Below are 26977 nucleotides of genomic sequence, written 5' to 3' on the forward strand. Positions count from 1 at the left end.
GCCTCTCACTGTCAAACAGAAGGGGGACCATCATGCGCCTGTCCGTCAGTCCGACCCGGACGCTGCTCGCCACCACCGCCAGCCTCGCCCTTGCCGTTCCGGCAGCCGCGCAGACGACCGGCGAAAGCCAGGCGCAGGCCGCCACGTCGACCGCTTCCGATCCTGCGCCGGACCAGGATGAGCGTGGCCTTGGCGACATCATCGTCACCGCGACCAAGCGCGCCTCGACCGTCCAGGACGTTCCCTTTTCGATCAACGCCCAGACCCAGGAAGATATTCAGCGCGCCAACGCTTCGACGATCGAGGACATCAGCCGCAACGTCGCCGGTCTGCAGGTCCAGAACCTCGGGCCGGGACAGAGCCAGGTCAGCGTCCGCGGCGTGTCCGCCGGCCAGATCGTCCGCGACCAGCCGGGCGTGAAGGAACAGGTCGGGGTCTACCTCGACGAAAGCGTCGTCTCGCTGTCGCTGTTCACGCCCGACTTCGACCTGTTCGACCTTAACCGCGTCGAAACCCTGCGCGGGCCGCAGGGAACGCTGTTCGGTTCGGGCAGCGTCGGCGGCACCATCCGCTACATCACCAACCAGCCGCGCACCGACCGCACCGAAGGTCAGATCGAAGCCAACATCAACACCCTCGCCGACGGCGGCCAGGGTGGGCATCTCAAGGGCGCCATCAACCTTCCGCTCGGCCCCACCGCCGCGCTTCGGGTGGTGGGCTATGCGACCAAGTTCGCGGGCTTCGTCGATGCGGTCGGACCGGCCGCCGGCGAGGACGTCAACGACGGCACCCGAGTCGGCACCCGCATCTCGCTGCTGTGGCAGCCCGCGCCCGGCATCCGCCTCACGCCGCGCATCGTCTACCAGGAGATCGAGGCCGACGGCTTCAACCGCCAGGAGATCTTCAATCTTTATTCGAACCCCTTCACCGTGCCGGCGCGCACCTTCCAGGAGCGCGAGCAATATCTCCTCCTGCGTGAGAAATTCCGCGACAAGACCCGCCTTGCGGACCTTACCGCAAGCGCGGACCTCGGCGGAGTCGAGCTGACCTCCGTCACCAGCTACATCGACCGCGACATCCTGGTCAGCCGCGACGCCTCGGCGCTGACCGGCTCGGTGTCGGTCGACCTCGGCTTCAGCAACGCGGCGGTGAACCTCCCGTCGAACCTCGTCGATACCACCGACCTCAAGCAGTGGAGCCAGGAGCTTCGCCTATCCTCGACGGGCAGCGGCCCCTTCTCGTGGGTTGTCGGCGGCTTCTATTCCAAGGTCGACCGGCAATATACGCAGCGCCTGCCCACCCCGGGCTATGACGCCGCCACCGATGCCGCGCTCGGGGCCGGCACCGCCGTCGCCGTCCGCAACGGCTTCCCCGCCAACTCGCCCTACAACGCCGACCTGCCTTACGACATCAAGCAGAAGGCGGTGTTCGGTGAAGCGACCTACGACTTCGGGCAGGTCAAGCTGACCGGTGGCGGCCGCTTCTACGACTTCTCGGAAAGCCGCGACTTCATCTCCGGTGGCCTGTTCGCCAACGGCGACCGCCGGATCGGCGACAAGACCAAGTCGAACGGCTTCAGCCCGCGCGCCATCCTGTCGTTCGAGCCGAACCGCAACCTCACCTTCAACCTGCAGGCAGCCAAGGGCTTCCGGCTCGGCGGGGTCAACGATCCGCTCAACCTGCCGCTCTGCTCGCCGGCCGACCGGACGCTGTTCGGCGGCTTCCAGAATTACGACGACGAGACGCTGTGGAATTACGAGGGCGGGGTGAAATTCAGCCGCGGCCCGGTGACCTTCAACGCAGCGGCCTTCTACACCGACATCAAGAACCTGCAGGTGACCCTTGATGCGGGCAGCTGCTCCAGCCGCGTCGTGTTCAACGTCGACAAGGCGCACACCCGCGGAATCGAGGCCGAATTCAACCTCCGCCCGGCGCAGGGTCTCGACCTGAGCTTTGCCGGCAGCCTGCTCAATGCCGAGTTCGACACCACCCTGCCCGGCGCCCTCGCCGCCGCGACCGGCATTCGGGACGGCAACCGCCTGCCGAGCGTGCCCAAATATCAGTTCGCCGCCTCGGCCACCTATGGCAGCCGCTTCAGCGACAGCAGCGAATGGTATGTCTCGGCCAGCTGGCAGCGGGTCGGCAATCGCTACACCCAGCCCGCCGACCAGGAGAACAACCCGCGCACCTTCGTCTCCGGCCTGCCGTTCAACGGCGCGCCCGCGACTGCCTCGACCCGGGTCAACCTGCTGCTTCCGGCCTATGACCTCGTCAATCTGTCGGCGGGGATCGACTTCGACAGCGGTCTTGGCGTGCAGCTTTACGCCAACAACCTGTTCGACGAGAACGCCCTCCTGTCGTTCGACCGCGAGCGCGGCGGACGGGCCCGGCTCGGCTACAACATCGGCCGCCCGCGCGAGATCGGGCTGACGCTGCGGTACAAGTTCGCGTCGGTCCGCGAGGAAGCGGCGCCTCTGCCTCCGCCGCCGCCACCACCGCCGGCTCCGCCGCCGCCGACGCAGACCTGCGGCGACGGATCGGTCATTCTCGCGACCGATGTCTGCCCGCCGGTGACGCCGCCGCCGCCTCCGCCGCCAGCCCCGGCCCCCGTCCGGGGGTGAGCGACACCACTCCCGTTGTCACGGTAACGCGCCGCTCGCTCCTCCTCGGAGCGGGCGGCGCTGCCGTCTCGGCCCCGGCGATGGTACGCGCCGAGAGCATTGGTTCGGCCCCGCGAATCGCGGTGCTTGGCGCCGGCGTGTTCGGGACGTGGACCGCCGAGCAGCTACGCCGGCGCGGAGCCCGCGTTTCCCTGCTCGACGCAGCGGGCCCCGCGCACAGCCGTGCCAGCAGCGGCGGCGAGTCGCGCATGACCCGGGCGGGTTATGGCAAGGACGCCATCTATGCCCGCATGGCGGTCGCCAGCCTGACCGAATGGAAGAAGCTCAGCCTGCTTTCCGGGCTCCCCATCTTCCACCCGACCGGCGTCCTGTTCTTCTTCCAGGGCGAGAACCCCTACCTGACCGAGAGCCTTCGCGTGCACCGCGAGCTCGGCCTGCCGACGCAAGCGCTGTCCCACGTCGAAATGGCCAGGCGCTTCCCGATGATCGACTTTGCCGGTGTCTCGGCGGGGATGTTCGAACCCGGCTTCGGCGCGCTGATGGCCCGGCGGTCGGTCCAGACCCTGGCGCAGCGCTTCCAGGCCGACGGCGGAGCGTTCCTGTCGTTCGCCGCCGCTCCGCCCCGCCCGGCAGGCGACAGGATCGACGCCCTGCACTCTACCAGCGGCGAGCGCATCGAAGCCGACCATTTCGTAGCCGCGGCCGGACCCTGGATGGCCAAGCTGTTTCCGGAGGTCATCGGCCGCCGCATCGTCGCCACGAGGCAGGAAGTGTTCACCTTTGCCCCGCCCCCGGGCAACCATCCGTACCGGCCGGGAGCGATGCCCGGCTGGGCCGATTTCAACGGCGGCGACGTTTATTACGGTTTCCCCGACCTCGAGGGCAAAGGAGTGAAGTTCGCCCACGATTCGCACGGCCCCGACGTCGATCCGGATCGCAACGATCGCCGTCCCACCGACGCTGCGCTGGCCGAAGTCGTCGCCTTTCGCGACCGCCGCTTCCCGGGCCTGCGCGGCGCCCCGCTGGCGACGGCCGAAGTCTGTCAGTACGAAAACAGCGCGAACGGCGATTTCCTGATCGACCGCCATCCGCGCTGGACGAACATGATCCTGGTCGGCGGCGGATCGGGCCACGGCTTCAAGCACGGCCCGGAAGTGGGGCGGATCGCCGCCGAACTGACGCTCGACGGCACACGTCCCGACCCGCGGTTCAGCCTCGCCACCAAGGGCACCAAGCCGAACCGCGCCGTTATCTGACCTCAGCCGGCCTTGGCGACCCCGACCAGCGCCGGGCGCAGCAGGCGGTCCTTCAGCACGTAGCCGGCCTGCATTTCCTCGATCACGGTGCCAGGCTCGGCATCGGAGGGAATCTCGATCATCGCCTGGTGCCGATTGGGATCGAGCGGCAGTCCCTTGGCCTCGACCCGGGTCACGCCGTGACGGCCGAATACAGCGTCCAGCTCGCGTGCGGTCGCCTCGATGCCCTCGATGAAGTTCTTCAATTCGCCGTCGCGCGCACCCTCCGGGATGTGCGACAGCGCACGGTCGAGATTGTCCTTCACGCTGAGCATGTCGCGGGCAAATCCGGTGTTGGCGTAAGCCACCGCCTGGGTCCGCTCCTGCTCGGCCCGCCGGCGCACGTTCTGCACCTCGGCGGCGGCGTACAACGCCTTCTGCTGCGCTTCCTCGAGCTTCGCCTGAAGCTCGGCGAACTGGTCATGTTCCTGTAATTCGGGGCTGTTCTCCGCAGTTTCCGCGCGGATTTCCTCGGCCTCGTCGTGACGATCAGTCATTCTTATCCCATCAATCTGGTGAGTGCTTGCGCCGTATAATCAACCATGGGAACGATCCGCGCATAGTTCAACCGCGTCGGCCCGATCACCCCCACCACGCCGACTACCCGGCCTTCGGCCCCGCGATACGGCGCCGCGATAACGCTTGAGCCCGACAAGGCAAACATCCGGTTTTCGGATCCGATGAAGATCCGGCATCCTTCGCCCTCGCGCGCGCTTTCGAGCAGGCGGACGATTTCCTGCCGGTCTTCCAGCTCGTCGAGCAGCCGCCGCACCCGGTCCAGATCCAGCGCCGCCGCCTCGTCCAGCAGGTTGGCCTGGCCGCGCACGATCAGGATTGGCCGTGCCGGGCCATCTTCCCGCCACTCGGCCAGGCCGGTCGCAACCAGCTCGGCCGCCGCCGCATCCAGCGCCTCGCGCCGGTCCCTGATTTCCTGCCTCAGCCGCGCCTCGGCCTCGCCCAGCGTCAGCCCCGCAAGCCGTGCCGTCACAAACGCCGCGATCTCGCTCAGCGCAGAAGCGGTCAGTCCGGGCGGAAGCGCGACCATCCGGTTCTCGACGCTGCCATCCTCGCCGACCACGACCGCAAGCGCCTGGGCGGCGTTGAGCGGAACGAACGCCAGCTGGCGCAGCCGCCGCTCGAATTTGGGCGCGACTACCACCCCGGCGCACGCCGACAGTCCGGACAGGGCCGCGGTGGCGTTGGCCAGCGCTTCCTCCAGCGGCCGGTCCTTGACCTGCCGCTCAATGGCCGCCCGCTCCTCCGCGCTCGGCAGGTGCGACTGCATGATCCCGTCGACGAACAGCCGCAGCCCCGTCTCGGTCGGAAGCCGCCCGGCCGACGTGTGCGGATGGGTCAGCAATCCGCACGCCTCGAGCTCGGCCAGGACCGAGCGGATCGACGCCGGCGACAGGTTCACGGCGCCGCTCAGCGACTTCGATCCGATCGGCTGGCCGCGCTCGAGATAGGCCTCCACCACGCGGCCGAAGATGTCGCGCATCCTGGTCGTCAATTCGGGCAGCGGCGGGCTCATGGCAGGCATGTAGGATCGCCGTCTCGTTCCGTCACCTTTGAACTTGGCCGCTCCCCATGCCTCGACTTCGCGGCGCAGGAGGGGGTAAGGGCCCGCAAACCCCATTGCAGGAGACAGATCAATGCGCCCATCCGGCCGCGCCCCCGACCAGATGCGCACCCTGAGCTTCGAGCCGGGCTTCACCAAGCACGCCGAAGGCTCGTGCCTCGTCAGCTTCGGCGACACCCGCGTGCTGGTCACCGCCAGCCTCGAGGAGAAGGTGCCACCGTTCCTGCGCGGCAAGGGCCAGGGCTGGGTCACCGCGGAATATGGCATGCTCCCCCGTGCCACCCACACCCGCGGCGCGCGCGAGGCCGCCAAGGGCAAGCAGTCGGGCCGCACCCAGGAAATCCAGCGCCTGATCGGCCGTAGCCTGCGCGCCGTCACCGACCTGCAATTGCTCGGCGAGCGCCAGATCGTGCTCGATTGCGACGTCATCCAGGCCGACGGCGGCACCCGTACCGCCGCCATCTCGGGCGCCTGGGTCGCGCTTCGCCTCGCGGTGGACGGCACCATGGGCAAGCTCTCCGCCGACCCGATCCGCACCCAGGTCGCCGCGGTCAGTTGCGGCTTCCACCAGGATACTGCCGTCCTCGACCTCGACTATCTCGAGGATTCGACCGCCGGCAGCGACGGCAACTTCGTGCTGACCGCGGATGGCGCGATCGTCGAGGCGCAGCTTACTGCCGAAGGCGCGACCTTTGACGAAGAGGGCCTGCTGCGCCTGCTCCGCCTCGCCCGGATCGGCTGCGGCGACATCTTCGCGGCGCAGCTGAAGGCGTGCGGGCGGTGAACGCGGTCGGGCCGAAGCTGGTCATCGCGACCCATAACGAGGGCAAGCTGCGCGAAATCCGCGCGCTGGTCGCACCGTTCGGAATCGAATGCGTCGGCGCCGCCGAACTCGACCTGCCTGAGCCCGAGGAGACCGGCACCAGCTTCGTCGCCAACGCCGAACTGAAGGCGCGTGCCGCCGCCGACCTGACCGGCTTGCCCGCCCTGTCCGACGACAGCGGCCTCAGCGTCGATGCCTTGAACGGGGACCCGGGCATCCACTCCGCCCGCTGGGCCGAGGACGAAGCCGGCAACCGTGACTTCGGCCGCGCGATGCAGAAGGTCGAGGAGGCTCTCGAGGCCGCCGGACCCGAAGCCGGCCGCGACGCGAACTTCACTTGCGCACTCAGCCTCGCCTGGCCCGACGGCCGCACCGAAAGCTTCGAAGGCAAGTCGTTGGGTCATCTCGTCTGGCCGCCGCGCGGTGCAAACGGCTTCGGCTACGACCCGGTGTTCGTGCCCCACGGCCACGAGCAGACCTTCGGCGAGATGGAGCCGGAAGCCAAGCACGCCATGAGCCATCGCGCCAAGGCGTTCGAGCAACTGGTGCAATGGCTGGCGACCTAGCCCTCTACCTCCACTGGCCGTTCTGCGTCAGCAAATGTCCGTATTGCGACTTCAACAGCCACGTCCGCGAGTCGGTCGACCAGCAGGCATGGCGCGACGCGTTGCTGGCCGACCTCGCGCATGAAGCGGCGCTGCTTCCCGGACGGCGGCTGACCAGCATCTTCTTCGGCGGCGGCACGCCCTCGCTGATGGACCCGGCCACCGCCGAGGCGCTGATCGACGCGGCCCGCCGCCATTGGCCCGCCGCGGACGATATCGAGATCACGCTGGAGGCCAATCCGTCCTCGGTCGAGGCCGCACGCTTCGCCGATCTCGCTTCGGCGGGGATCAACCGCGTCAGCCTCGGCCTCCAGTCGCTCGACGACAGCGCCTTGCGCTTCCTCGGCCGCGCCCATTCCGCAGGCGAAGGCCTCGGCGCGCTCGATATCGCCCAGCGCCACTTCGGCCGCGTGACCTTCGACCTCATCTATGCCCTCCCCGGTCAGGCACTGTCCGCTTGGCAGGCGATGCTGGACCGCGCCCTTGCGCTCGGGACCGGCCACCTTTCGCTCTACCAGCTGACGATCGAACCCGGCACCCGCTTCGCCGCGCTGCATGCCGCGGGCAAGCTTGATCCGCTCGATTTCGACCAGGCCGCCGACATGTTCGAACTGACCGGCGAGGTGACCGCCGCCGCCGGCCTGCCGCTGTACGAGGTCAGCAACCATGCCCGGCCGGGCCAGGAAAGCCGCCACAACCTCACCTACTGGCGTTACGCCGATTATGCGGGCGTCGGCCCTGGCGCCCATGGCCGCCGCCTCGGCCAGCGCACCGTTCGCCACCGGAAGCCCGAGAATTTCCTTTCGGGCCTCGCTCGCAACGGCCACGGCATCGTCGAGGAAGCGCCCCTGTCGCCGATCGAATCGGCCGACGAGGCACTGGTGATGGGCCTGCGGCTGGCCGAGGGCATCGACCCGGAGGCGATCAGGTCGCGCTTCGGCCTCGACCGCCTGCTCGACGATCGCGCGGTCGCCCGGCTCGTCGCCAGCGGCCACCTGTCATGGACAGGCGATCGGCTCCGGACCACCGCCGCGGGCCGGCTGCTGCTCGATCACATCCTGGGCCTGATAGCCGACCCTCAACCCCCGTCGGCGGTGATCCGCTCGGCATAGCTGGCGACATAGTCCGAAATCTGCTGGTCGGCGTCACTTTCCGCCGGTTTGCGCGACCTGCCGTTGCGAAGGTCGACCGCGACCAGCGCCGACTTGAACGCCGTCATCTGCGCCGAACAGCCGGCCCGCGCCATGCCGTCGAAATCGGCGGGAGTCTTCTTGTCTTTCGTGGCTTGTTCGACAGTGGTCCGCAGGCACGTCACGAATGCCTTTCGCTGCGTCGCCCCGTCCGCCTGCATGGCCGCAGCGGCGCCAATCAACATCAACCCTGTAAGCATCACAAAGGCCCCTCCCCAAGTGGTTGCGGGGCGCAGGATGACTCGATTCGCGGGTGTTTTCCAGTCCTCTCAGAAGCTCGTCGGTGCCGGTGAAACCGGGGTCGAACCAGAGGCTGTCAGTGCCCGCACCTCGAACGCGCGTTGGGCGACGTTGTCGGAGCGAAAGCGGAAGATGCCATCGACGCCTGCAAAGCCTTCGCGGTCGTCGATGGCGCCCAACGGAAAGCGCCGGCCAGGCTTCCAGCTACGCGCCGCCCGGGAGGCCAGCAGAACCGCATCATAGCCGAGGCTGGCGATGCGGGGCGGGTTCTGACCGGGATAGCGCGCCCGGTAGCGCCCGACGAACTGGCTCCAGCGCCCCTCCGTCGGTGCCGCGAACCAAGCGCCGCGCAGGCGCGTGCTGCTTCCGGCTCCGCCCGATGCCCACAGTTCCGTGCCGAGGATCCGCGCTCCGCCGGGAATTCCGGCCGCTGCAGCGCCCGCCACGCGCACATTGTCGGCGATGAGGATGGCATCGTAGGGACGGTTCCCGAGCCGCCGCGCCGCCGCACGTGCGGAGCCCGGCGCGTCATACGTCTCGATTCCGACCAACTGGCCGCCCGCTTGCCGGACCGCCGCGGAGAATGCCTGCATCGAGCGCTGGCCATAGTCGCTCGCCGGCGCGATCGCCGCGAAGCGCCGGCTGCCCCGCGCCGCGGCCTCGAGCACCACCCGCTCGACGGCCTGGCTCGGCGTAAAGCCCAGGATGTACGCGCCGGGCGCCGTGGCGTCGCGATCGTTGCTGAAGGCGATCAGTGGCACGCGGGCCCGCTGGGCCAGCGGAGTAGCCGCGCGGACGTCGGCGCTGAGCAATGGACCCAGGATTAGGCCGTGATTGGCAGCGATCGCCTGCTGGGCCGCAGCGAGAGCGCCGCGCTGGGCCGTGTCGAAGAGAGTGAGCTCAAAGGCCTTGGTTCCCGTGTCGAGCATCGCCAGCCGGGCTGCATTGCCAAGTGCCCGGCCAACCGCCGCGTCGGGACCCGTCAGCGGGACCAGAACCGCGACGCGATTGACCCGGGAGCCGCCGGATCCCGGCCGATCGAGCGGACGGCCGGCGCAACCCGCCAGCAACAGCGCGCCAAGCGCGGCGGTGAGAAAAGTCCGGCGGCCTTGTGCCGGGCTGGCCGAGAGTGCCATGACGGTGCTGCTTCCCATGAACGATCCCTTGCCCCCTGGCCTCTACATCGTCGCGACCCCCATCGGCAATCTCGGCGACCTGACGATGCGGGCCGCCGATGTGCTGCGGCGTGCGGCGCTAGTCCTGGCCGAGGACAAGAGGGTCAGTTCGCGGATCATGGCGCACGTCGACGCCCATGTGCCGATGCGCACCTACAACGACCATAGCGACTCCGCCGACCGCGACGCGATCGTCGCCCGCCTCGGACAGGAAGCGATCGCCCTCGTGAGCGACGCCGGAACCCCGCTGATCAGCGATCCCGGCTACAAACTGGTGCGGGAAGCGCGGGCCGCCGGGCACAACATCGTCACCGTGCCGGGCGCTTGCGCGGCGGTGGCGGCATTGACCCTCGCCGGCCTGCCCACCGACCGCTTCCTGTTCCTCGGTTTTCTTCCTGCCAAGGAAAAAGCCCGGGCCGACGCCATTGCCGAAGTCGCCGCCATCCGCGCGACCCTCGTGCTTTACGAAAGCGGGCCGCGCCTCGCCGCCATGCTGACCGCCCTTGCCGATGGGCTTGGGGCGCGGGAAGGGGCGGTGGCGCGGGAATTGACCAAGCTGCACGAGGAGTGCGTGACCGGCGACCTACGCGAACTCGCCGCCCGCTATGCCGAGGCGCCGCCCAAGGGCGAGATCGTGGTCGTGGTCGGGCCGCCGCCCGACGCCGAAGCGCCCAGTCTCGAGGACCTCGACAGTGCACTGCGCGCCGCCCTCGCCGCCGGGGAAAGCCCGAGCCGGGCCGCCGCCGCGATCGCCCAGCGTCTCGGAGTGCGGCGCAAGCTTGCCTATGAACGCGCGCTGGAACTCGGCCGCTGAGCGAGGCCCGCGCCGAGGCCGAGCGGAGAGGCCGGCGAGCGGAAGACCTCGCCGCATGGTATCTGCGCTGCAAGGGCTGGACCGTGCTCGGCCAGCGGGTTCGGACCCCGGTTGGCGAAGTCGATCTCGTCGCCCGCCGCGGCAAGGTGCTGGCCTTTGTCGAGGTCAAGGCCCGCGCGACCCGCGCAGCGGCCGATGCCTCGCTCGACACCCACCGCCTGCGGCGGGTCGCCGCTGCCGCCGAGCTGCTGCTGCCACGCTTCATCGGGGAGGCCGAGGACGTCCGGATCGACGTCATCCACATCGTCCCGGGCCAGTTGCCGCGCTATCTGGTCGACGTCTGGCAAGGATGACAGGGGGTTGGCGGGTCACTAAGGCGGCGGCTCAGTTTTTGCCGGAGTCCCCATGAGCCTCACCGTCGCGGTCCAAATGGATCCGCTCGAATCCATCAATATCGACGGGGATTCGACCTTCGCGCTGATGCTCGAAGCGCAGGGGCGCGGGCATCGCCTGTTCGAATATCCGGCCGATGCCCTGACCTACGAGGATGGGGCGCTCCGCGCCCGGGCGCGGCCGGTTACGGTCAAGCGGGCGCATGGCGAGCATTTCGCGCCAGGCGACCCGACCTCGCTCGATCTGGCCGAGGACGTGGACGTCATCCTGATGCGCCAGGACCCGCCCTTCGACATGGGCTACATCACCGCCGCGCACCTGCTCGAGCGGCTCGACGGCAAGACCCTGGTGGTCAACGACCCGGCCAATGTCCGAAGTGCGCCCGAGAAATTGTGGGTGCTCGACTTCGCCCGCTTCATGCCACCGACCCTGATCACCCGCAGCATGGAGGAACTGACCGCCTTTCGTGCCCGTCACGGCGAGATCGTGGTCAAGCCGCTGCATGGCAATGCCGGTGCCGCCGTGTTCCGCATCGGCCACGACGGCAGCAACCTGCGCGCGCTGGCGGAGCTGTTCTCCGAAACCTGGAAAGAGCCGTTTATCGCCCAGGCCTTTCTCCCGGCCGTCAGCGAGGGGGACAAGCGCATCATCCTGGTCGATGGGGACCCGATCGGCGCCATCAACCGCGTACCCGGCGCGGGAGAAATCCGTTCCAACCTTGCCGCCGGCGGTACCGCGCATCGTACCGACCTCAGCGACCGCGAGCGCGAGATCTGCGAGGCGCTCGGTCCCGAGCTTCGCCGCCGCGGCTTGCTGTTCGTCGGCATCGACGTGATTGGCGGCATGCTGACCGAGATCAACGTCACCTCACCGACCGGCCTCGTCGCGCTGGACCGGTTCGAGGGCATCAACAGCGCCGGGCTGATCTGGGATGCGATCGAGCGCAAGCTCGGGCGGGGTGACGTCCGTGGGTGATTGGGTCATCCGCCTGATCGAGCAATCGGGCTACCTCGGCGTGGGCTTCCTGATGTTCCTGGAAACCATCTTTCCGCCGATCCCGTCGGAAGTGATCATGCCGGTCGCGGGGGTGGCCGCGGCCAAGGGGCAGATGAGCCTGGCCGGGGTGATCGCCGCTGGAACCACCGGCGCGATGCTCGGCAATATCGTGTGGTATCTTGCCGCCCGCGCGCTCGGCATTATCCGGCTCAAGCCCCTGATCGACCGGTTCGGGCGCTGGATCACAATGGACTGGAACGAGGTGCAGCGCGCGGAACACTGGTTCCGGCAGAACGGCACCTTCTTCGTCTTCCTCGGCCGGATGTTGCCGACGGTCAGGAGCCTCGTCTCGGTCCCGGCCGGACTCCTCAAGATGCGCTTCAAGACCTTCTTCATCGCTTCCACCATCGGAACGGCAGGATGGACCTCGGCGCTCGCCTATGCAGGGTTCAAGCTGCGCGAACAGTTCACCGAGGTGGACCAGTGGCTTGGCCCGGTCAGCAACGCGATCCTGGTCACCCTGGTCCTCGGCTATCTATGGCGGCTGATCCGTTATCGCGCGATGAGTTGATCCGATACGGTTGCTGTAATGGCGCGGCGGATCACGAAAGATCGCTCCGATTCAGTTGTTTAGCCTCGCGTTAACCGGCGGAACGCTTTGAGGGTGGTGTCGAGGCGGCCGGTCAAACCCACAGCCGGTCGCCTCGACAGACTCGGTCAGGACCGAGGGTGCGCGGTCCGCCACACATCCAGCATGTGCGCTGCATCGACCGCGGTATAGAGTTGCGTCGAGCTGAGGCTGGCGTGCCCGAGGAGCTCCTGCAGCGACCGGAGATCAGCCCCGCCGGCAAGCAGGTGGGTGGCGAAGCTGTGGCGCAGCGCATGGGGCGTGATGCGGTCGCCGAGGCCGAGCGTCCGCCGCGCCGTCGCCACCGCGCGCCGCACCACGTCGCCGCTCAGCGGCCCTCCCCTGGCGCCGCGAAACAGCGGTTGCCTGAAGTCGAGCGGCCAAGGGCAGAGCGCGACGTAAGTGGCGACGGCCTCCGCCACCACCGGCAGCATGGCGACGACCCGCGTCTTGTTGCGCTTGCCGGTGAGGCGAAGCGTATCGCCGAGCGGATGCACCTCTGCCGGCAGTCCAAGCGCTTCGGAGATGCGAAGGCCGGAGCCGTAGAGCAGCAGCAGGAGCGCGGTGTCGCGCGCCGCGATCCAGGGCTCACGTGCGAGTGCACCGGTTTCTTCGGCCAGCGCAATGGCGTCGGCGGGGGCGGCTGGGCGCGGCAGGGTACGCGGGCGCTTGGGGGTCGCGATGCGCGGCAGCGCCGCGGGGACGCCCTGCTGCTCGGCGACGAAGCGTAGAAAGGCCCGAACCGCGGACATCTCCCGCGCCGCGGCGGACGGACCGAGTCCCTCCCCGCGCCGCCGGGCGAGATAGGCGCGCAGGTCCGTCGCCTCGACCCGGGTCAGCAGGAGCGGGCTTGGCAGCTCGCCCAGGTGGACCGTCAGGAAGTCGATAAGGCGATGGGCGGTTGCGACATAGGCCCGCGCCGTGTGCGGGCTGGAACGGCGGTCGAGCCGCAACTGCCGGTCGAATGTCGCGGCCAGCGACCGCGCGTCGGGGATCAGGGGTTCAGCGTCCACCGCCGCAGCATAGCGCCGAGGCTGGCCCCGAGGAACAGCAGCAATTCCGATCCGTGATGACCGTCGAGCGGCTCTGCCCCGCGTTGTCCGAGCAGGAGGATGGCGTCGGGAAGGGCGTCGGGAAGACGGATAAGGGCCTCCGCCCCGATGAGGTCGCAGGCCGGCCCGAACAGCGCGTGGCCGCGCTCCACGCTGCGGACTTCGACCGGCTCGCCGCCGTTGACCCACTGGCGCAGCAATGCCGCTTCGCAATGCTGGACGCCGCTCGAATCGACCCGGAATCCCTGCTGACCGACGATCAATCCGAGGGCCACCGCATCAAGGCCGAGGATCAGCGGCCATTCCTGCACCACGACGTGCAGCAGATGGTCGAAGTCAGTCGCGTCGAGCGCTGCAAGGACCGCCTGGTGGATGGCCGCCACTGCGCCGGACTGGCCGCGTGCAAAGGCGAGCAGGTCCTCCCGGGCCTCCTCGGCCGCAGCCACGCGCTCACGCAGGCGCGCCAGCGCATGATCCTCGAAAGACAGGAGCTGTCCCATGGCGGCAGTGTATGCCCGGGAAGGTTAACGTCCAGTGCCTGGACGCAACGGTGTCAGCCGATCTTCTGCCCGGTCGCTTCCCAGTCCTTGAGGAAGGCGGCGATGCCCTTGTCGGTCAGCGGATGGGAGAAGAGCTGGCGGATGACGCTGGGCGGCGCGGTCATCACGTCGGCGCCCAGCTTGGCGCTTTCGTGGACATGGATCGGACTGCGCACGCTGGCGACCAGGATCTCGGTCCCGAAGTCGTAATTGTCGTAGATCATGCGGATGTCGGCGATCAGCTCCATCCCCGGATAGCCGACATCGTCGTGACGGCCGACGAACGGGGAGATGAAGCTCGCCCCCGCCTTGGCCGCCAGCAGTGCCTGGTTGGCGGAGAAGCAAAGGGTCACGTTGACCATCGTCCCGTCGCTGGTCAGCGCCTTGCAGGTCTTGAGCCCGTCGAGCGTCAGCGGGACCTTGATGGTGATGTTGTCGGCGATCCGGCGCAGCACCTCGGCCTCGCGCATCATGCCGGCGTGATCGAGCGCGATCACCTCGGCCGACACCGGCCCGGGGCAGATCTTGGCGATCTCGGTCACCGTCTCGATGAAGTCGCCGCCGGACTTCTTCACCAGTGACGGATTGGTCGTGACCCCGTCGAGAAGTCCGGTGTCCATCAGCTCCCGGATGTCGGCGAGATCAGCGGTGTCGGCGAAGAACTTCATGGTGGTACCATCCCAAGTGCAGTTGCCCTGCGCTTAGCGGCGCGGCACACAGGCGTCCATGACCGAGCATGTCCTGAACGAACGCCGCGGCGCCCACCTGCGCCTGTCGCTGAACCGGCCCGAGCGGCGCAATGCGATCACCGTCGCCATGTATGCGGCGCTGGCCGACGCGATCGCCGCGGCACAGGACGATCCGGGCATCCGGGTCATCACGCTCGAGGGCGAGGGCGTCGACTTCACCGGCGGAAACGATCTCGCCGACTTCATGAAGGAGATGCCGCAGGACGGCCAGACCGACATCCCGGTGTGGCGGTTGCTGCGGGCTCTGGCCACCAACCAGGTTCCGCTGATCGCCGCGGTGCATGGCAATGCGGTCGGGATCGGCACCACCATGCTGTTCCACTGCGACCTGGTGCTCGCCGAGGAGGGAACGCTATTCAAGATGCCGTTCACCGAACTCGGCCTGGTTCCCGAAGCCGCGAGCTCGCTGATCCTTCCGCGCCTGGCTGGCCGCCAGCTAGCCGCTAAATATCTCCTTCTGGGCGAGCCGTTCGGAGTGGAGGAAGCCGAACGCTTCGGCCTGGTCACCCACCGCGCCGCGACCGGCGACCTGGCCGAGCGGCTGGAGACCGTGGTCGGCACCCTTCTCTCCCGCCCACCAGAAGCCATGCGACTGACCCAGCGCCTGCTTCGCGGAACGTCACAGGACGAGGTGCTCGAGCGGATGGAATGGGAGAATGGTCACTTCTCGGAGCGGCTGACCTCCGTTGAAGTGAGGGAGGCGATCCAGCGCTTCTTTGCTGCACGCGCCGCGCGCTAGGCGGCGATGTAGACCCGCTTGGTGCGCGTGAACACGATGGTGGGCCCGTTGACGAGAATGAGGCTCGGCACCACGCTGTAGGTGACCTTGAGGTCGAGGTAGCGCAGGCCCGACGAAGTCTGTCCTGCCGCGACGGTCGGGGTTCCGAAAGTCCCGTAGGTGGAGCTGAAGCGCCGCTCGCTGATGCGGGTGACGATCTGTTCGTCCGTTGGGCGGCCGCAGCCCGTTGCGGCATTCGGGGCGACGCACAGGGTCGCGTAGCGCGCGCCCTCGCCGAGCGCATTCTGGATGCCGGCATTGGCATAGAGGGCGAGGCCGAACTGGATCACTCCCCAGATCATCGTCAGACCGATCGGGAGAGCCAGAGCCGTCTCGACCATGGCTCCGCCACTGTCATCACGCGCGAGCTTGTGCAGTAGCGCCATCATTGCACCCGGGTCCCGGCCCGTGCCTTGACCAACACCTTGCCGGCGGAATTGGTGTTCAGCCACGGCATCGCGAAGGTCGGCGTGTAGGCCTTTTCGATCTTCACTTCGATGAAGCGGGCATAGCGCTGACCCGCCGGGCAATCGTCGTTATACTTCGTGTCCATGGAAGCGAAGTCGACGAAGGTCGAAGTGCCGTTGCACTCAAGCCAGTACTTCACGACCACCGCGCTGTTCTGAACGCCGGCCTCGGTCGCTGCTTCCGACTTGAGCGTGGCGAAGATCGAGCTCTGCGAGTCGACCTGCACTCCCTGCATCGCCTTTTCGATCGCACGCTGCGCGACCTGCTCGAGCACGAGTTTCTCGCTGAAGCCTTTGCCAAGATCGACAACGCCGATCAGCAAGCCGGACAGGATCGGTGCGAGCAGCCCTAGTTCGACTACCGAAGCCCCGCTCTCGTCACCAAGGAATTTGCGGAACAACCTCATGCGACAAGCCTCACGTGGCGGCCCATGACGCGGCGGGTGCCGTAGCCGGTCGAGCAAGTGTTGACGATGTCGGTGTTGCCCGAGAATTCGACCTGCCACGCCACGAACTGAGCACAGCTGAAGGTCAGGTCCGAAGTGCCGTTGATCCTCAAGAGCTGCTTGGGGAAATACATCGCGCCGCTGAACGTGGAGTTCGAATTGCCGTTGATGGTATTGGTGCCAGAGGAGGCTCGGCGGTCCTGGTAAAACAGGATGTCCTTGTAAGTTCCCGTCGTCGAGGCCGAGATCTTGATCTCAGCCCCGCCGTTGAAATCGACATCGCCGATGGCCGCGCTCGTGTCGCTGTTGGAGTTGGTCAGGATGAAGGTGCATCCCGTGCAGCTGAGCTTGGCACCTGAATTGGCGCTCACATCGCCACCATTGATGACATAGGTTCCGGGCGCCAGCGTCAGATTACCTTGCACATGGAGGCTGCTGAAGCAGGTGACCTTGCCTGCGGTCGTTGGCGCGGCAACGTTGACGGTGTCCTGAGGTCCGACCGACAGGTCGTAGCAGGGAGCCGCGTAGTCGGTAGGCGGCGGCGGCGAGATGCCGGCGAACGGATCGTCCTGCTTGACCGTGAACGGCAGCAATTCGGCGCCGTTCCAGTTATCGCTGGACCTGATCCCACCGACGGCCGCCACCGGGGTCGCGAACACCTCCGAATTGCCGGTGGCGATCGCCGCATCCATCGAGGTGGAATTGGTGATCATCCCGCAGCCAAGGTTGATGTCTGCGTTGCCCGAAGCGGTGATCCCGGTAGCGCCCGTATTGATCAGGCTCACGACGCAATAAACGCCGGTTTCCACGGTCGCGGCGGTAGCGCCCGCCTTGATGTTCATGCTTGGCCAGAACATCGACGAGAAAGCAGGAACCTGGTCGACCGTTAGTACCACCCGCGAACCGTTGGTGTAACCGGTTCCGGTCGCGACGGTGACGGCACGGTTGGCGGCGGTAAGCGCAAAACCGCTGGCATTGCGACGCGTGCCCGCCGTGGCGCCGATGCCAAGCTCATAGTCGACCGCTTCTTCCGGCGTCTGGCTGGAAGCGCCCTGAACCTTGGCATAGACCGCAGCGAGGGCTGCCGAGTCCGCGGCGCGCTGCAGCTGGCGCTTCCACAGCGCCCACTGGATGCCGTCGACCGCGAGGCCGGCCGATCCAATGATCAGCGGCATGGCCATGCCCGCCAGAATCAGGACATTGCCGCGCTCGTTGCGCCGGAGCTTTTTCAGCAGTCGCAGCATCGAATGGGCCTCAATTCCTCTAAACCGATAGGTTCCTACCCCCGGCAAGGTGAGCAATTCCTTCCAGAACGAGGTTAATGGCGCGTTGACCGTCGCGGACTTGAAGCCCGACTGTGTCAGCCATATCATACACTCGCTTCTTGCACGCGGGCTCAGCGGCAGCCATGTTCGTGCTCAAGAAGGGGATTGAGGATATTATGGCGACCGACCCGACCGAGACTCAGACTGCCACCCGGCTCAAGTTAGATCCGCCGGAAGCGCTTCAGGCAGTCGTGCCGCAGGAAGCGGCCGGGCTCGTGCCGCTCAAGGAAACCGAGCGCAGCGAACTGGAGAAGAAGGTCGATGGTTTCGTCGACGAACTCGTCGCGCTGGACAGCAATTCGCCCGAATTCGGAAGGAAGGTCGACCAGCTGACCGCGATGGGCCGCAAGGAAATCTCGGAAGCCGCGGGCGCGTCCAACCGCTTTCTCGACCGACCGGTCAAGGCGATCGACAGCGATACCGGCATCGGCGCGGACCTGACGCAGCTGCGGACCACCGTCGAAGCGCTCGATCCGAAGCGCAACGGCGCGTTGACCCCGACCAAGAAGCTGTTCGGGCTGATCCCCTTCGGCAAGTCGATCAAGAACTACTTCCGCCAGTATCAGAGCGCGCAAGGGCACATCAGCGCGATCCTGGCGCGGCTGCAGAGCGGCAAGGACGAACTGTTGATGGACAATGCCGCCATCGACACCGAACGCGCCAACCTGTGGAAGACGATGCACAAGCTCGAGCAGATGATCCACATCTCCAAGACGCTTGATGCCCGGCTCGAGGAGAAGGCGACCGAGCTGGACGCGACCGAGCCGATGAAGGCCAAGGCGGTACGCGAGACCGCCCTGTTCTACACCCGCCAGCGCACCACCGACCTCCTCACCCAGATGGCGGTGACGGTGCAGGGCTATCTGGCGCTCGACATCGTCAAGAAGAACAACGTGGAGTTGGTGAAAGGTGTCGACCGTGCCAGCACTACCACGGTGTCGGCGCTGCGGACTGCAGTGACGGTGGCGCAGGCGCTGACCAACCAGCGGCTGGTGCTGGAACAGATCAGCGCGCTCAACACGACGACCGCCGGAATGATCGATTCGACCGGGCAACTGCTGAAGAGCCAGTCGGCGACGATCCACGAGCAGGCGGCAAGCTCGACCATCCCGCTCGAAACGCTGCAGCGGGCGTTCCAGAACATCTACGACACGATGGATTCGATCGACAGCTTCAAGCTGAAGGCGCTCGAGAACATGAAGCAGACCGTCAACACGCTCGGCAACGAGGTGGAGAAGAGCCGCGGGTACATCGCCCGGGCCGAGGGCGCGAACAGCGGTGGCGGAAGCCGGCTAGAGGCCAGTTCCCCGTTTGCGGCGATCGAGACCAAGTGAGCGAGACCGACGCCAAGGTAACGAAGGCACTGGCCCGGTTCGACCGGGTCATGGCGGTGGTCGACGAGCGTGAGGGGCCGATCGCCACGCAGGCACGGCAGGAGCGGCAGCGCACCATCCGCCGCTACGGCAAGGCGACACGCAATGCCGCGCTGGCGCTGCTGGCGATCAGCATTGCAACGATTGCCCTGGGTGTCGTGACGCCCATCGGAATGTTCGGCTTCCTGGCGGCGGTAATGCTGGCGGTGGCAGTGGCCGGTCTGCTTTTCATGTGGGGAGCGCGGGAGGAGCCGATGACGTCGGTGTCCAAGGACCTTCCCAATGGGGAGATGGTGCAGCGGTTCGGAAGCTACCTGTATCAGAACCGCCGTGCCCTGCCCGCCCCGGCGCAGGAGGTGGTGGACTCGATCAGCGGCAAGCTCGGCACGCTCAAGCAGACACTGGAGCGGATCGACCCGATGGATCCCGACGCGCAGGACGCGCGGCGACTGATGAGCGTTCACCTGCCCGGCCTGATCGACCGCTATGCCAAGGTTCCCGCCGCCTATCGCCAAGAAGCGGACGGCGAGGGCAAGACCGTCGACCAGAGGCTGGTCGAGGGCCTGAGCGCCACGCGCACCGCGCTGGGTGAAGTCAGCGAGCGGCTGGCCAAGCGCGACGTCGACGCCTTCAGCACGCAGGGACGCTTTATCGAAAGCAAATACGGCCAGACCGACTGAAGCCCGTCGTCACTGAGGTCTCGACGTACCCAGCCGGCGGAGGCTCAGGTCTTTGCTTGCCTCACGATCTGTTCGGCGCGGGCGAACAGGGCTGGGTCAACCTTGGCGCCCGACGCCGCGGCGTTTTCGTGCACCTGCTCGGGCCGTGACGCACCGATAATTGCCGAGGCGACGTTGGGCTCGCGAAGCACCCAGGCGAGGGCGAATTGCGAGAGGCTGAGGCCCGCCTCCTCGGCAATCGGACGGAACTGCTGCACCGCTTCGAGGATGGCGGTGGTCATCAGGTCGTTGAGGTAGCCGCCCATCTCCTCGCTGGTCGCGCGGGTACCCGCCGCCGGCGCTTCGCCCGGCTTGTACTTTCCTGTCAGTACGCCCTGCCCGAGCGGCGACCAGACGATCTGCGAGATGCCGTTGGCGGCCGACAGCGGAATGACCTCGTTTTCGGGATCGCGATGAAGCAGGCTGTATTGCGGCTGGCTGGAGATGAACTTCTCGACGCCGCCCATGTCGATCGCCGCCTGGATGCGGTCGGCGGGCCATTCCGAGAAGCCGAGGTATCGCACCTTGCCGCTGCGCACGGCTTCGGAAAGCGCTTCCATCGTTTCCTCGAGCGGGGTGTGCTCGTCGTAGCGATGGCATTGGTAGAGGTCGACGTAGTCGGTGCGGAGGCGGGCCAGGGACGCGTCGAGTTGTTTGCGGACCTGCTCGCGCGACAGGCCCCGGTCCGTATCGCTCATCGGGAAGAACAGCTTGGTGGCGAGGACGTAGCTGTCGCGCGGGCGATCGGCGAGGGCGTCGCCAAGGAAGCTTTCCGCCGCGCCCTGGCCATAGACGTTGGCGGTGTCGATGAAATTGATGCCTGCCTCGAAGGCGGCGTCGAGGCAGGCGCGCGCCTTGTCGGCCTCGACCCCGACGCCATAGGTCAGCCACGAGCCGAGCGAGATTTCTGACACGTGAAGGTCGCTGTCACCGAGGCGGCGGGTTTGCATGAGGTCGGGCTCCGAGGCTGGGATGGTCGTCAGCCGAGGTAACGCCAGGCAAGCTCAGGCGGGCTCAATCGCCTCGATGATAAGGGTCTGGCCATCGGCGAGCGCGACCTCGTCGCCCTCGACGCTGCCGAGCATGGCGCGGACCAGTGGCGCCGTGAAGGCGATGCGGTCGGTATCGGGATCGCTCTCGTCATGGCCGACGATAGTGATGGTGCGGGTCTGACCATCGCGGGCGTAGGTCACGCGGGTCCCGACCGCGACTTCCTCGCCATTGGGCGGGGGCACCAGCTGGGCGGTGGCGCGGCGGTTGAGCCAGTAGCGGGCATCGCGCTGCACCTTCTTGCGTGCTTCCTCGTCCATCGGCTCGGCAAGTGCGGCTTCGAGCGCGGCGACGCGGGCCTCGATTTCGGCGAGGCCGCGCTCAGTGACGAGGTTGGGGCCGGGCGGGATCGGCAGCTCGTATTTGGGCTCGAGATGCTCGTCGTCGCTCTCACGGCGGAAGGCGACGCTCATGGCTGGGTCAGTGTGTTGATCATGACGAAAGGGTAACGCACGAGCGGCGCCAATTAGCCAAGCTCGGCGAGGATTTCGGCGGTGTGCTGGCCGAGGCGCGGAGGCGGCCGATCGCTGTCCATCCGGTGGCCGGACAAGCGGACCGGGCTTCCGAGCAGGCGCATGCCGTCCATTTCGCGCAGCATGGCGCGGTGGGTGGCTTGGGGATCGGCAAGCGCGTTGGCGATGCTGTTGATCGGTCCGGCGGGAATGCCGGCGCGCTCGCAAGCTTCGTACCAATAAGCGGCGGGTGAGGCGCGCATGATCGCTTCGATCGACGGGACCAACACGGCGCGGTGGGCGATCCGGGCGGCGTTGGTGGCGAAGCGCGGGTCGGTCGCCCATTCGGGATGGCAGAGGATGGCGGCCAGCGACGCGAACTGGCGGTCGTTGCCGACTGCGACGATCAGGGGTTGGTCGGCGCAAGCGAAGGGCTGGTAGGGCACGAGATTGGGGTGGGTATTGCCCTGGCGCGGGGGCGCTTCGCCGCTGACGAGATAGTTGCTGGCCTGATTGGCGAGCATGGCGAGGCCGCAGTCGAACAGCGCGCTGTCGATGCTCGCCCCCTGCCCCGTCGTCGCCCGGCCGACCAGCGCGGCAAGGATCGCGTTGGCGGTGTAGAGGCCGGTGAACAGGTCGACGATCGCCACCCCGGCCCGAAGCGGGCCGCCGCCGTCGACTTCGTCGGGAAGGCCGGTGATGCTCATCAGCCCGGCCTGGCCCTGGATCATGAAATCGTAGCCGGCCTGGCGCGCGCGTGGGCCGTCCTGCCCGAAGCCGGTGATGCTGGCATAGACGAGGCGCGGGTTGCGGGCACGCAGGGTGGCGGCGTCGAGGCCATATCGGGCGAGCGCACCAACCTTGAAGTTCTCGACCACCACGTCGCTTCGGTCCGCGATGCGCCGGATCTGGTCGGCGCCTTCGTCGCTTGCAAGGTCGATCGCGGCGCTCCGCTTGCCGCGGTTGGCGGCGAGGAAATAAGCGGCGGTGCGGGTGCCGTTCTCGTGCTCGACCCAGGGCGGGCCCCACAGGCGGGTGTCGTCGCCGACGCCGGGCCGTTCGATCTTGATGACGTCGGCGCCGAGGTCGGCGAGTAGCTGGGTGCACCACGGGCCGGCGAGAACGCGGGAGAGGTCGAGGACGCGGATGCCGGCGAGAGGCTTTGTCATCGGTGCTCCGTAACGGAGCACGGAGCCCACCCCAACCCCTCCCGCCAGCGGGAGGGGCTTAGGCGCGGCGGCGCCACGGCTTGCGGTCAGCGAGCACAGCTTGCGCGGCATTGTGGCCCGGGGCGCCGGTAACGCCGCCGCCGGGGTGGGCGCCCGAGCCGCAGAGATAAAGGCCGGGGAGCGGCAGGCGGTAGTCGGCGGCGCCGATCATCGGCCGCGCACTGAACAACTGGTCGAGGCCCATCTTGCCGTGGAAGATGTCGCCGCCGACGAGGCCGAAGCGGCGCTCGAGGTCGAGCGGCGAGTGGATCTGGCGGCCAATGACGCTGCGGGCAAAGCCGGGGGCGGCGGCGTCGACGGTGGCAATGACATGGTCGGCGACCTTGTCGCGGAGCTTGTCCCAGTGGAGCTTGCCGGGAAGCTGGTAGCGGAAGTGCTGGCAGAACAGGCTTGCGACATGCTTGCCTTCGGGCGCCAGCGACGGGTCGAGGGTCGACGGGATCAGCATCTCGACGATCGGACGCTTGGACCAGCCGTCGCGCTTCGCGTCGTCGTAGGCGCGGTCCATGTAGGCGAGGCTGGGAGCGAGGATGATGCCGCCGGTGAGGTGATCGCCCGCCTCCGGCTTGACCGTGAAGCGCGGGAGTTCCGACAGCGCCACATTCATGCGGAAGGTGGCGCTTTCGCAGGCCCAGTCGGTCATGTGGCGATGGACGGGTTCGGGCACCGCGCCCCTGGGTACAAGCTTATCGAACAGCAGGCGCGGGTTGAGGCCGGCGATTACCTGCGGCGCTCGCCACGCCTTGCCGTTGGCGACCACGCCGACCGCTCGTCCACGGTCGACGATGATCTCCTCGGCCGGCGAGTTGAGGATGATGTCGACCCCCGCCTCACGCGCGGCGCTGGCCATGGCGCGGGTGATCGCGCCCATCCCGCCGATGGCGTGGCCCCACGCGCCGGGAACGCCAGCCGCTTCGCCGAACAGGTGGTGGAGCAGGACGTAGGCGGTGCCCGGCGTGTAGGGCGAGGCGAAGTTGCCGACCACGCCGTCGAAGCCGAACAGCGCCTTGGCGAGGTCGCCGGTGAAGAAGCGGTCGAGGATGTCGCCGGCCGAGCGGGTGGTGAAATCGTGGACGGTGCGGACCTGGTCGGTCGAGAAGCCGGCAAGGTCGCGGCCGAGGCTGAGCAGCGAAGGCAGGCCGCGGAACCCGGCGCCGGCCTCCGGCGGGGCTTTCATCACCCATTTGCGGAGCAGCGGGACGATGGTGTCGAGCTCCGCCATGTAGCGGTCGTAGGCAGGGCCATCCCCGGCATGGTGGCGGGCGATCTCGGCGCGGGTCAGGCCGCCGCGGCCGCTGAGCAGATAGTCGCCGTGTTCGCCGGGGAGGAAGTTGTCGATCTTGCGCAGAACGACCTTGAGGCCGTGACGGGCGAGATCGAGGTCGCGGATGACCTTGGGCTGGAGCAGCGAGACGGTGTAGCTGGCAGCCGAATTGCGGAAGCCGGGCAGGAATTCGTCGGTGACGGCGGCGCCGCCGACCTGCGACTGGCTCTCGAGAAGCAGGACCTTGAGGCCCTTCTTCGCGAGGTAGAAGCTGCAGACGAGGCCGTTGTGGCCGGCGCCGATGATGATCGCGTCGTAGGACATCGGGTTCGTCAGCGCATCAGCACCAGTTCTTCGGCCATGGTCGGATGTAGCGCGACGGTGGCATCGAAGTCAGCCTTGGTCAGCCCGGCCTTGACCGCGATGGCGGCGCCCTGGAGGATTTCGGGCGCATCGGGGCCGATCAGGTGAACGCCGACGACCTTTTCCGACCCTTCCTCGACCACGATCTTGTAAAGCGCGCGCTCGTTGCGGCCGGCGAGAACATATTTCATCGGGCGGAAGTCCGACGTGTAGGTGCGGATCACCCCGAGCTTGTTCTTGGCCTCGCTTTCGGTGAGGCCGACCAGCCCGATCGGCGGGTGGCTGAAGCAGCTCGACGGGATGTTTTCATAGTCCACTTCGCACGGCTTGTTGCCGAACTGGGTGTCGGCGAAGGCGTGGCCTTCCCGGATGGCGACGGGCGTGAGCTGGATTCGGTCGGTGACGTCGCCGACCGCGAAGATAGAGGGGACCGACGAGCGATATTGCTTGTCGACCACCACCGCGCCGCGCTCGGTCAGCTTGACCCCGACCGCATCGAGCCCGAGGTTTTCGGTATTGGGCAGGCGGCCGATGGCGAACAGGACCTGATCGGCCTCGATGTCGTCGCAGCCGTTCATCCGGCAGCGGATCGAGCCATCGTCCTGCCGCTCGAGCGCGGTGAAGCTGGCGTTGAAGCGGAAGTCGATGCCCTTGGCGAGGCTGATCTTGACCAGCCGGTCGACGATCTGTTCGTCATAGCCCCGCAGGATGGTGTCCGAGCGGTTGACGATGGTGACGTGCGCGCCAAGCTGGTGGAAGATGCCGGCGAATTCGTTGGCGATGTAGCCGCCGCCGGCGATCACCACCCGCTTTGGCATGCGCTCGAGCTCGAACACCTCGTTGGAAGTGATGGCATGTTCGACACCGGGGATGTCGGGCAGTGCCGGACGGGCGCCGGGCGAGAGCAGGATCTTGCCGGCGGTGACGGTGCGGCCGTCGGCCAGGCGGAGCGAATGGGGGCCGGTCACCACGGCGCGGGACTTGAGGACGGTGACCTTGTGGTTGGCGAGGGTCTCTCCGTAGAGGCCTTCGAGCCGGCTGACCTCGGCCATGACATTGTCGCGCAGGACCGGCCAGTCGAAGCGGCGGGTGGGAATGTCCCAGCCGAACATGGCGGCGTCGTCGAGATCCTCGGCGAAGTGGGCGCCATAGACCAGCAGCTTCTTGGGGACGCAGCCGCGGATGACGCAGGTCCCGCCGACGCGATGCTCCTCGGCGACCGCGACGCGGGCCCCGTGGCCCGATGCGATACGGGCGGCGCGGACCCCGCCGGACCCGGCACCGAGGACGAACAGGTCGTAGTCGTAAGTCTGATCGGTCACAGGCCAGCCTTCTCGATGAGCGCGCGGGTCGAAGGGTCGAAGGCGGCGCGGGTGTCGGGGTCGTCGATGGCGCGGGCCATGTCCTTGCCGAGCTCGACGCCGAACTGGTCGAACGGGTTGATGCCGAGCAGCACCGCTTCGGCGAAGGTGCGATGCTCGTAGAAGGCGAGCAAAGTCCCGAGCGCGGAAGGGTCCAGTTCGTCGAGGAGGATGGTGGTCGACGGGCGGTTGCCGGGGTAGTTGCGGTGCGGGTCGTCCGAGGAGCGCCCGGTCATCAGCGCGGCGCCCTGCGCGAAGCAGTTGAGGAGCAGTTCGCGGTGGTGAGCCGGGTCCTGCTCGTCATTGCCCTCGGCGACCGCGATGAACTCGACCGGCACGAGGTGGGTGCCCTGGTGGAGCAGCTGGAACACCGCATGCTGGGCATCGGTGCCGGTGCCGCCCCACAGGATCGCAGAGGTGGTGCCTTCCACCGCCGAACCGTCGAGACGGACCGACTTGCCGTTCGATTCCATCACCAGTTGCTGGAGGTAGGAGGGAAGCAGGCGAAGCCGCTCGTCATAGGCGAAGACGGCGCGGGTCGCGGCGCCATGGCCCTGGGTGTAGGTGAGGTCGGCAAGCGCGGCGAGCAGCGGCACGTTGGCCTCTGCGGGCGCTTCGGCGACATGCTCGTCGACCATCGCCGCGCCGTCGAGCAGGGCTTCGAAGGCATCGGTGCCGAGCGCCAGCGCGGCGGGGAAGCCGATCGCCGACCACAGCGAGTAGCGGCCGCCGACGCTTGGCGCGAAAGCGAGGACGCGGGTCTCGTCGATGCCGAACTCGATCGCCTTGTCGGGTGCGGCGGTCAGCGCGATCAGCCGGCCGTACGGGTCCTCGACCCCGGCTTCCTGCAGCCAGGCCAGCGCCGCCTCGGCATTGCGGAGGGTTTCGGCGGTGGTGAAGGTCTTGGAGGCGATGGCGACCAAGGTGGTGGCGGGATCGAGCCGGCCGAGCGCTTCGTCCACCGCCTGGCCGTCGATGTTGGAGAGGATCTCGGTCCGGTAGCGCCGCTCGTTGCGGCCGAGCGCATCGACCAGCAGCGCCGGGCCGAGCGCCGACCCGCCGATGCCGATGTGGAGGATGCCGGTGATGTCGCCGAAGGCGCCCGCCTCGATCGCGTCGATCAGGCCGCGCATCCGGGCCCGGCGCTGCGCCGCCAGCGCCACCGCATCGGGGGAGCCGAAGCCGCGCTCGGCCGGGTGCTCGGCAGCGCGGCCCTCGGTGGGATTGACCACCTCGCCGGCGAACAACCGGGCGAGCGCGTCGTAATAATCCTCGGTCCCGACGCCCGCGACCGCTTCGCGGGTAAGATGGGTCTTGGAGAAGTCGAAGCGGATGCCGCCGAGGTCGTGCGTGAAGTCCTCCACCCGGGCGGGATCGGCGGCGAACAGCTCGGCAAGGGTGGACCGGGGGCCGGCGCCGAGCGCGGCGAGCGAGGACTGGGGGGAAGGCAT

28 protein-coding genes are annotated in these 26977 nt (G+C 67.7%); 12 read left to right on the top strand and 16 right to left on the bottom strand.

Translation table 11 applies throughout. The features are described 5' to 3' along the window. Positions 1-32 precede the first annotated feature (32 nt). Both GGQ97_RS13580 and GGQ97_RS13585 read left to right on the top strand, forming a co-directional pair. On the top strand, positions 33-2621 hold the full coding sequence (locus GGQ97_RS13580; protein ID WP_168070378.1) for a TonB-dependent receptor: 2589 nt from the start codon (positions 33-35) through the stop codon (positions 2619-2621). Beyond that, positions 2618-3877: an FAD-dependent oxidoreductase gene (locus tag GGQ97_RS13585; protein WP_168070380.1), complete on the top strand. Its 1260-nt coding sequence runs from the start codon at positions 2618-2620 to the stop codon at positions 3875-3877. The genes GGQ97_RS13580 and GGQ97_RS13585 overlap by 4 nt, the downstream gene beginning before the upstream one ends. 2 nt (positions 3878-3879) lie before the next feature. Here the strand turns inward: GGQ97_RS13585 and grpE are convergent, their stop codons facing one another. Together grpE and hrcA are read right to left on the bottom strand one after the other, a co-directional pair. Continuing rightward, complete coding sequence (gene grpE / locus GGQ97_RS13590) at positions 3880-4413, bottom strand: nucleotide exchange factor GrpE (RefSeq protein ID WP_168070382.1); 534 nt, start codon at positions 4411-4413, stop codon at positions 3880-3882. Between the two features lie 2 nt (positions 4414-4415). Further along, positions 4416-5447 carry a heat-inducible transcriptional repressor HrcA gene (hrcA, locus tag GGQ97_RS13595; RefSeq protein ID WP_168071087.1) on the bottom strand — a complete coding sequence of 344 codons (1032 nt, stop codon included), beginning with the start codon at positions 5445-5447 and terminating at the stop codon, positions 4416-4418. A 121-nt stretch (positions 5448-5568) separates the two neighbouring features. Between hrcA and rph the strand changes: the two genes are divergently transcribed. The 3 genes from rph to hemW are packed head-to-tail and all read left to right on the top strand — an operon-like array spanning position 5569 to position 8035. Continuing rightward, on the top strand, positions 5569-6279 hold the full coding sequence (gene rph / locus GGQ97_RS13600; RefSeq protein WP_168070383.1) for a ribonuclease PH: 711 nt from the start codon (positions 5569-5571) through the stop codon (positions 6277-6279). Beyond that, the gene (gene rdgB, locus GGQ97_RS13605) at positions 6276-6884 is read left to right on the top strand and encodes an RdgB/HAM1 family non-canonical purine NTP pyrophosphatase (protein WP_425338725.1); all 609 of its coding nucleotides are present in this window, start codon (positions 6276-6278) and stop codon (positions 6882-6884) included. Before rph ends, rdgB begins: the two co-directional genes overlap by 4 nt. Further along, positions 6869-8035: a radical SAM family heme chaperone HemW gene (hemW, locus tag GGQ97_RS13610; protein WP_168070386.1), complete on the top strand. Its 1167-nt coding sequence runs from the start codon at positions 6869-6871 to the stop codon at positions 8033-8035. Before rdgB ends, hemW begins: the two co-directional genes overlap by 16 nt. Here hemW and GGQ97_RS13615 read toward each other — a convergent pair. Together GGQ97_RS13615 and GGQ97_RS13620 are read right to left on the bottom strand one after the other, a co-directional pair. Beyond that, positions 8002-8298, bottom strand: coding sequence for a hypothetical protein (locus GGQ97_RS13615; RefSeq protein ID WP_168070388.1), 297 nt, complete (start codon positions 8296-8298; stop codon positions 8002-8004). The two genes, hemW and GGQ97_RS13615, sit on opposite strands and share 34 nt — an antisense overlap. Positions 8299-8382: 84 nt before the next feature. Next, a complete protein-coding gene (locus GGQ97_RS13620; RefSeq protein ID WP_168070389.1) occupies positions 8383-9507 on the bottom strand; it encodes a penicillin-binding protein activator in 1125 nt (374 codons plus the stop codon). Here GGQ97_RS13620 and rsmI point away from each other — a divergent pair. Genes rsmI through GGQ97_RS13640 form a run of 4 tightly spaced genes read left to right on the top strand, consistent with a single transcriptional unit; the run spans position 9506 to position 12302 of the window. Then, positions 9506-10342 carry a 16S rRNA (cytidine(1402)-2'-O)-methyltransferase gene (gene rsmI / locus GGQ97_RS13625; RefSeq protein WP_168070390.1) on the top strand — a complete coding sequence of 279 codons (837 nt, stop codon included), beginning with the start codon at positions 9506-9508 and terminating at the stop codon, positions 10340-10342. The two genes, GGQ97_RS13620 and rsmI, sit on opposite strands and share 2 nt — an antisense overlap. Beyond that, the gene (locus GGQ97_RS13630) at positions 10339-10695 is read left to right on the top strand and encodes a YraN family protein (RefSeq protein WP_168071089.1); all 357 of its coding nucleotides are present in this window, start codon (positions 10339-10341) and stop codon (positions 10693-10695) included. The genes rsmI and GGQ97_RS13630 overlap by 4 nt, the downstream gene beginning before the upstream one ends. 52 nt (positions 10696-10747) lie before the next feature. Next, positions 10748-11710, top strand: a complete 963-nt coding sequence (gshB, locus tag GGQ97_RS13635; protein WP_168070392.1) for a glutathione synthase — start codon at positions 10748-10750, stop codon at positions 11708-11710. Further along, entirely contained in the window at positions 11703-12302 is a 600-nt protein-coding gene (locus tag GGQ97_RS13640; protein ID WP_168070394.1) for a VTT domain-containing protein, read from the top strand. Before gshB ends, GGQ97_RS13640 begins: the two co-directional genes overlap by 8 nt. Before the next feature lie 146 nt (positions 12303-12448). Here the strand turns inward: GGQ97_RS13640 and GGQ97_RS13645 are convergent, their stop codons facing one another. Genes GGQ97_RS13645 through fsa form a run of 3 tightly spaced genes read right to left on the bottom strand, consistent with a single transcriptional unit; the run spans position 12449 to position 14618 of the window. Continuing rightward, positions 12449-13372, bottom strand: coding sequence for a tyrosine-type recombinase/integrase (locus tag GGQ97_RS13645; RefSeq protein ID WP_342448543.1), 924 nt, complete (start codon positions 13370-13372; stop codon positions 12449-12451). After that, a complete protein-coding gene (locus GGQ97_RS13650; RefSeq protein ID WP_168070396.1) occupies positions 13354-13911 on the bottom strand; it encodes a DUF484 family protein in 558 nt (185 codons plus the stop codon). The genes GGQ97_RS13645 and GGQ97_RS13650 overlap by 19 nt, the downstream gene beginning before the upstream one ends. A 53-nt stretch (positions 13912-13964) precedes the next feature. After that, positions 13965-14618 (bottom strand): fructose-6-phosphate aldolase, encoded by a 654-nt coding sequence (gene fsa, locus GGQ97_RS13655; protein WP_168070397.1) that lies wholly within the window; start codon positions 14616-14618, stop codon positions 13965-13967. Between the two features lie 58 nt (positions 14619-14676). On the opposite strand from fsa, the gene GGQ97_RS13660 reads away from it, so the two are divergent. Then, positions 14677-15438: an enoyl-CoA hydratase-related protein gene (locus tag GGQ97_RS13660; protein WP_168070399.1), complete on the top strand. Its 762-nt coding sequence runs from the start codon at positions 14677-14679 to the stop codon at positions 15436-15438. On the opposite strand, the gene GGQ97_RS13665 is transcribed toward GGQ97_RS13660, so the two are convergent. From GGQ97_RS13665 to GGQ97_RS13675, 3 genes are read right to left on the bottom strand one after another with little or no spacing between them, the layout of a single operon-like run. Beyond that, positions 15435-15818, bottom strand: a complete 384-nt coding sequence (locus GGQ97_RS13665; RefSeq protein WP_168070400.1) for a TadE family protein — start codon at positions 15816-15818, stop codon at positions 15435-15437. The genes GGQ97_RS13660 and GGQ97_RS13665 overlap by 4 nt on opposite strands. A 44-nt stretch (positions 15819-15862) precedes the next feature. Next, positions 15863-16351 carry a TadE/TadG family type IV pilus assembly protein gene (locus GGQ97_RS13670; RefSeq protein ID WP_168070401.1) on the bottom strand — a complete coding sequence of 163 codons (489 nt, stop codon included), beginning with the start codon at positions 16349-16351 and terminating at the stop codon, positions 15863-15865. Then, positions 16348-17763: a pilus assembly protein TadG-related protein gene (locus GGQ97_RS13675; protein WP_168070403.1), complete on the bottom strand. Its 1416-nt coding sequence runs from the start codon at positions 17761-17763 to the stop codon at positions 16348-16350. The genes GGQ97_RS13670 and GGQ97_RS13675 overlap by 4 nt, the downstream gene beginning before the upstream one ends. A gap of 68 nt (positions 17764-17831) precedes the next feature. Here GGQ97_RS13675 and GGQ97_RS13680 point away from each other — a divergent pair, with 68 nt between their 5' ends. Next, positions 17832-19049, top strand: coding sequence for a toxic anion resistance protein (locus tag GGQ97_RS13680; protein WP_168070404.1), 1218 nt, complete (start codon positions 17832-17834; stop codon positions 19047-19049). After that, positions 19046-19768: a hypothetical protein gene (locus GGQ97_RS13685; RefSeq protein WP_168070406.1), complete on the top strand. Its 723-nt coding sequence runs from the start codon at positions 19046-19048 to the stop codon at positions 19766-19768. Before GGQ97_RS13680 ends, GGQ97_RS13685 begins: the two co-directional genes overlap by 4 nt. A gap of 44 nt (positions 19769-19812) precedes the next feature. On the opposite strand, the gene GGQ97_RS13690 is transcribed toward GGQ97_RS13685, so the two are convergent. Genes GGQ97_RS13690 through pgi form a run of 6 tightly spaced genes read right to left on the bottom strand, consistent with a single transcriptional unit; the run spans position 19813 to position 26977 of the window. Further along, entirely contained in the window at positions 19813-20757 is a 945-nt protein-coding gene (locus tag GGQ97_RS13690; RefSeq protein ID WP_168070408.1) for an aldo/keto reductase family protein, read from the bottom strand. A 54-nt stretch (positions 20758-20811) separates the two neighbouring features. Further along, positions 20812-21270, bottom strand: coding sequence for a GreA/GreB family elongation factor (locus GGQ97_RS13695; protein WP_168070409.1), 459 nt, complete (start codon positions 21268-21270; stop codon positions 20812-20814). A 53-nt stretch (positions 21271-21323) separates the two neighbouring features. Beyond that, positions 21324-22478, bottom strand: a complete 1155-nt coding sequence (locus GGQ97_RS13700) for a CaiB/BaiF CoA transferase family protein (protein WP_168070411.1) — start codon at positions 22476-22478, stop codon at positions 21324-21326. 58 nt (positions 22479-22536) lie between these two features. Continuing rightward, complete coding sequence (locus tag GGQ97_RS13705) at positions 22537-24126, bottom strand: phytoene desaturase family protein (protein ID WP_168070413.1); 1590 nt, start codon at positions 24124-24126, stop codon at positions 22537-22539. A gap of 8 nt (positions 24127-24134) precedes the next feature. Continuing rightward, positions 24135-25487, bottom strand: coding sequence for a glutathione-disulfide reductase (gorA, locus tag GGQ97_RS13710; protein ID WP_168070414.1), 1353 nt, complete (start codon positions 25485-25487; stop codon positions 24135-24137). Then, complete coding sequence (pgi, locus tag GGQ97_RS13715; protein WP_168070416.1) at positions 25484-26977, bottom strand: glucose-6-phosphate isomerase; 1494 nt, start codon at positions 26975-26977, stop codon at positions 25484-25486. Before pgi ends, gorA begins: the two co-directional genes overlap by 4 nt.

The organism is Sphingomonas kaistensis, from assembly GCF_011927725.1.
GTDB classification, from domain to species: domain Bacteria; phylum Pseudomonadota; class Alphaproteobacteria; order Sphingomonadales; family Sphingomonadaceae; genus Sphingomicrobium; species Sphingomicrobium kaistense.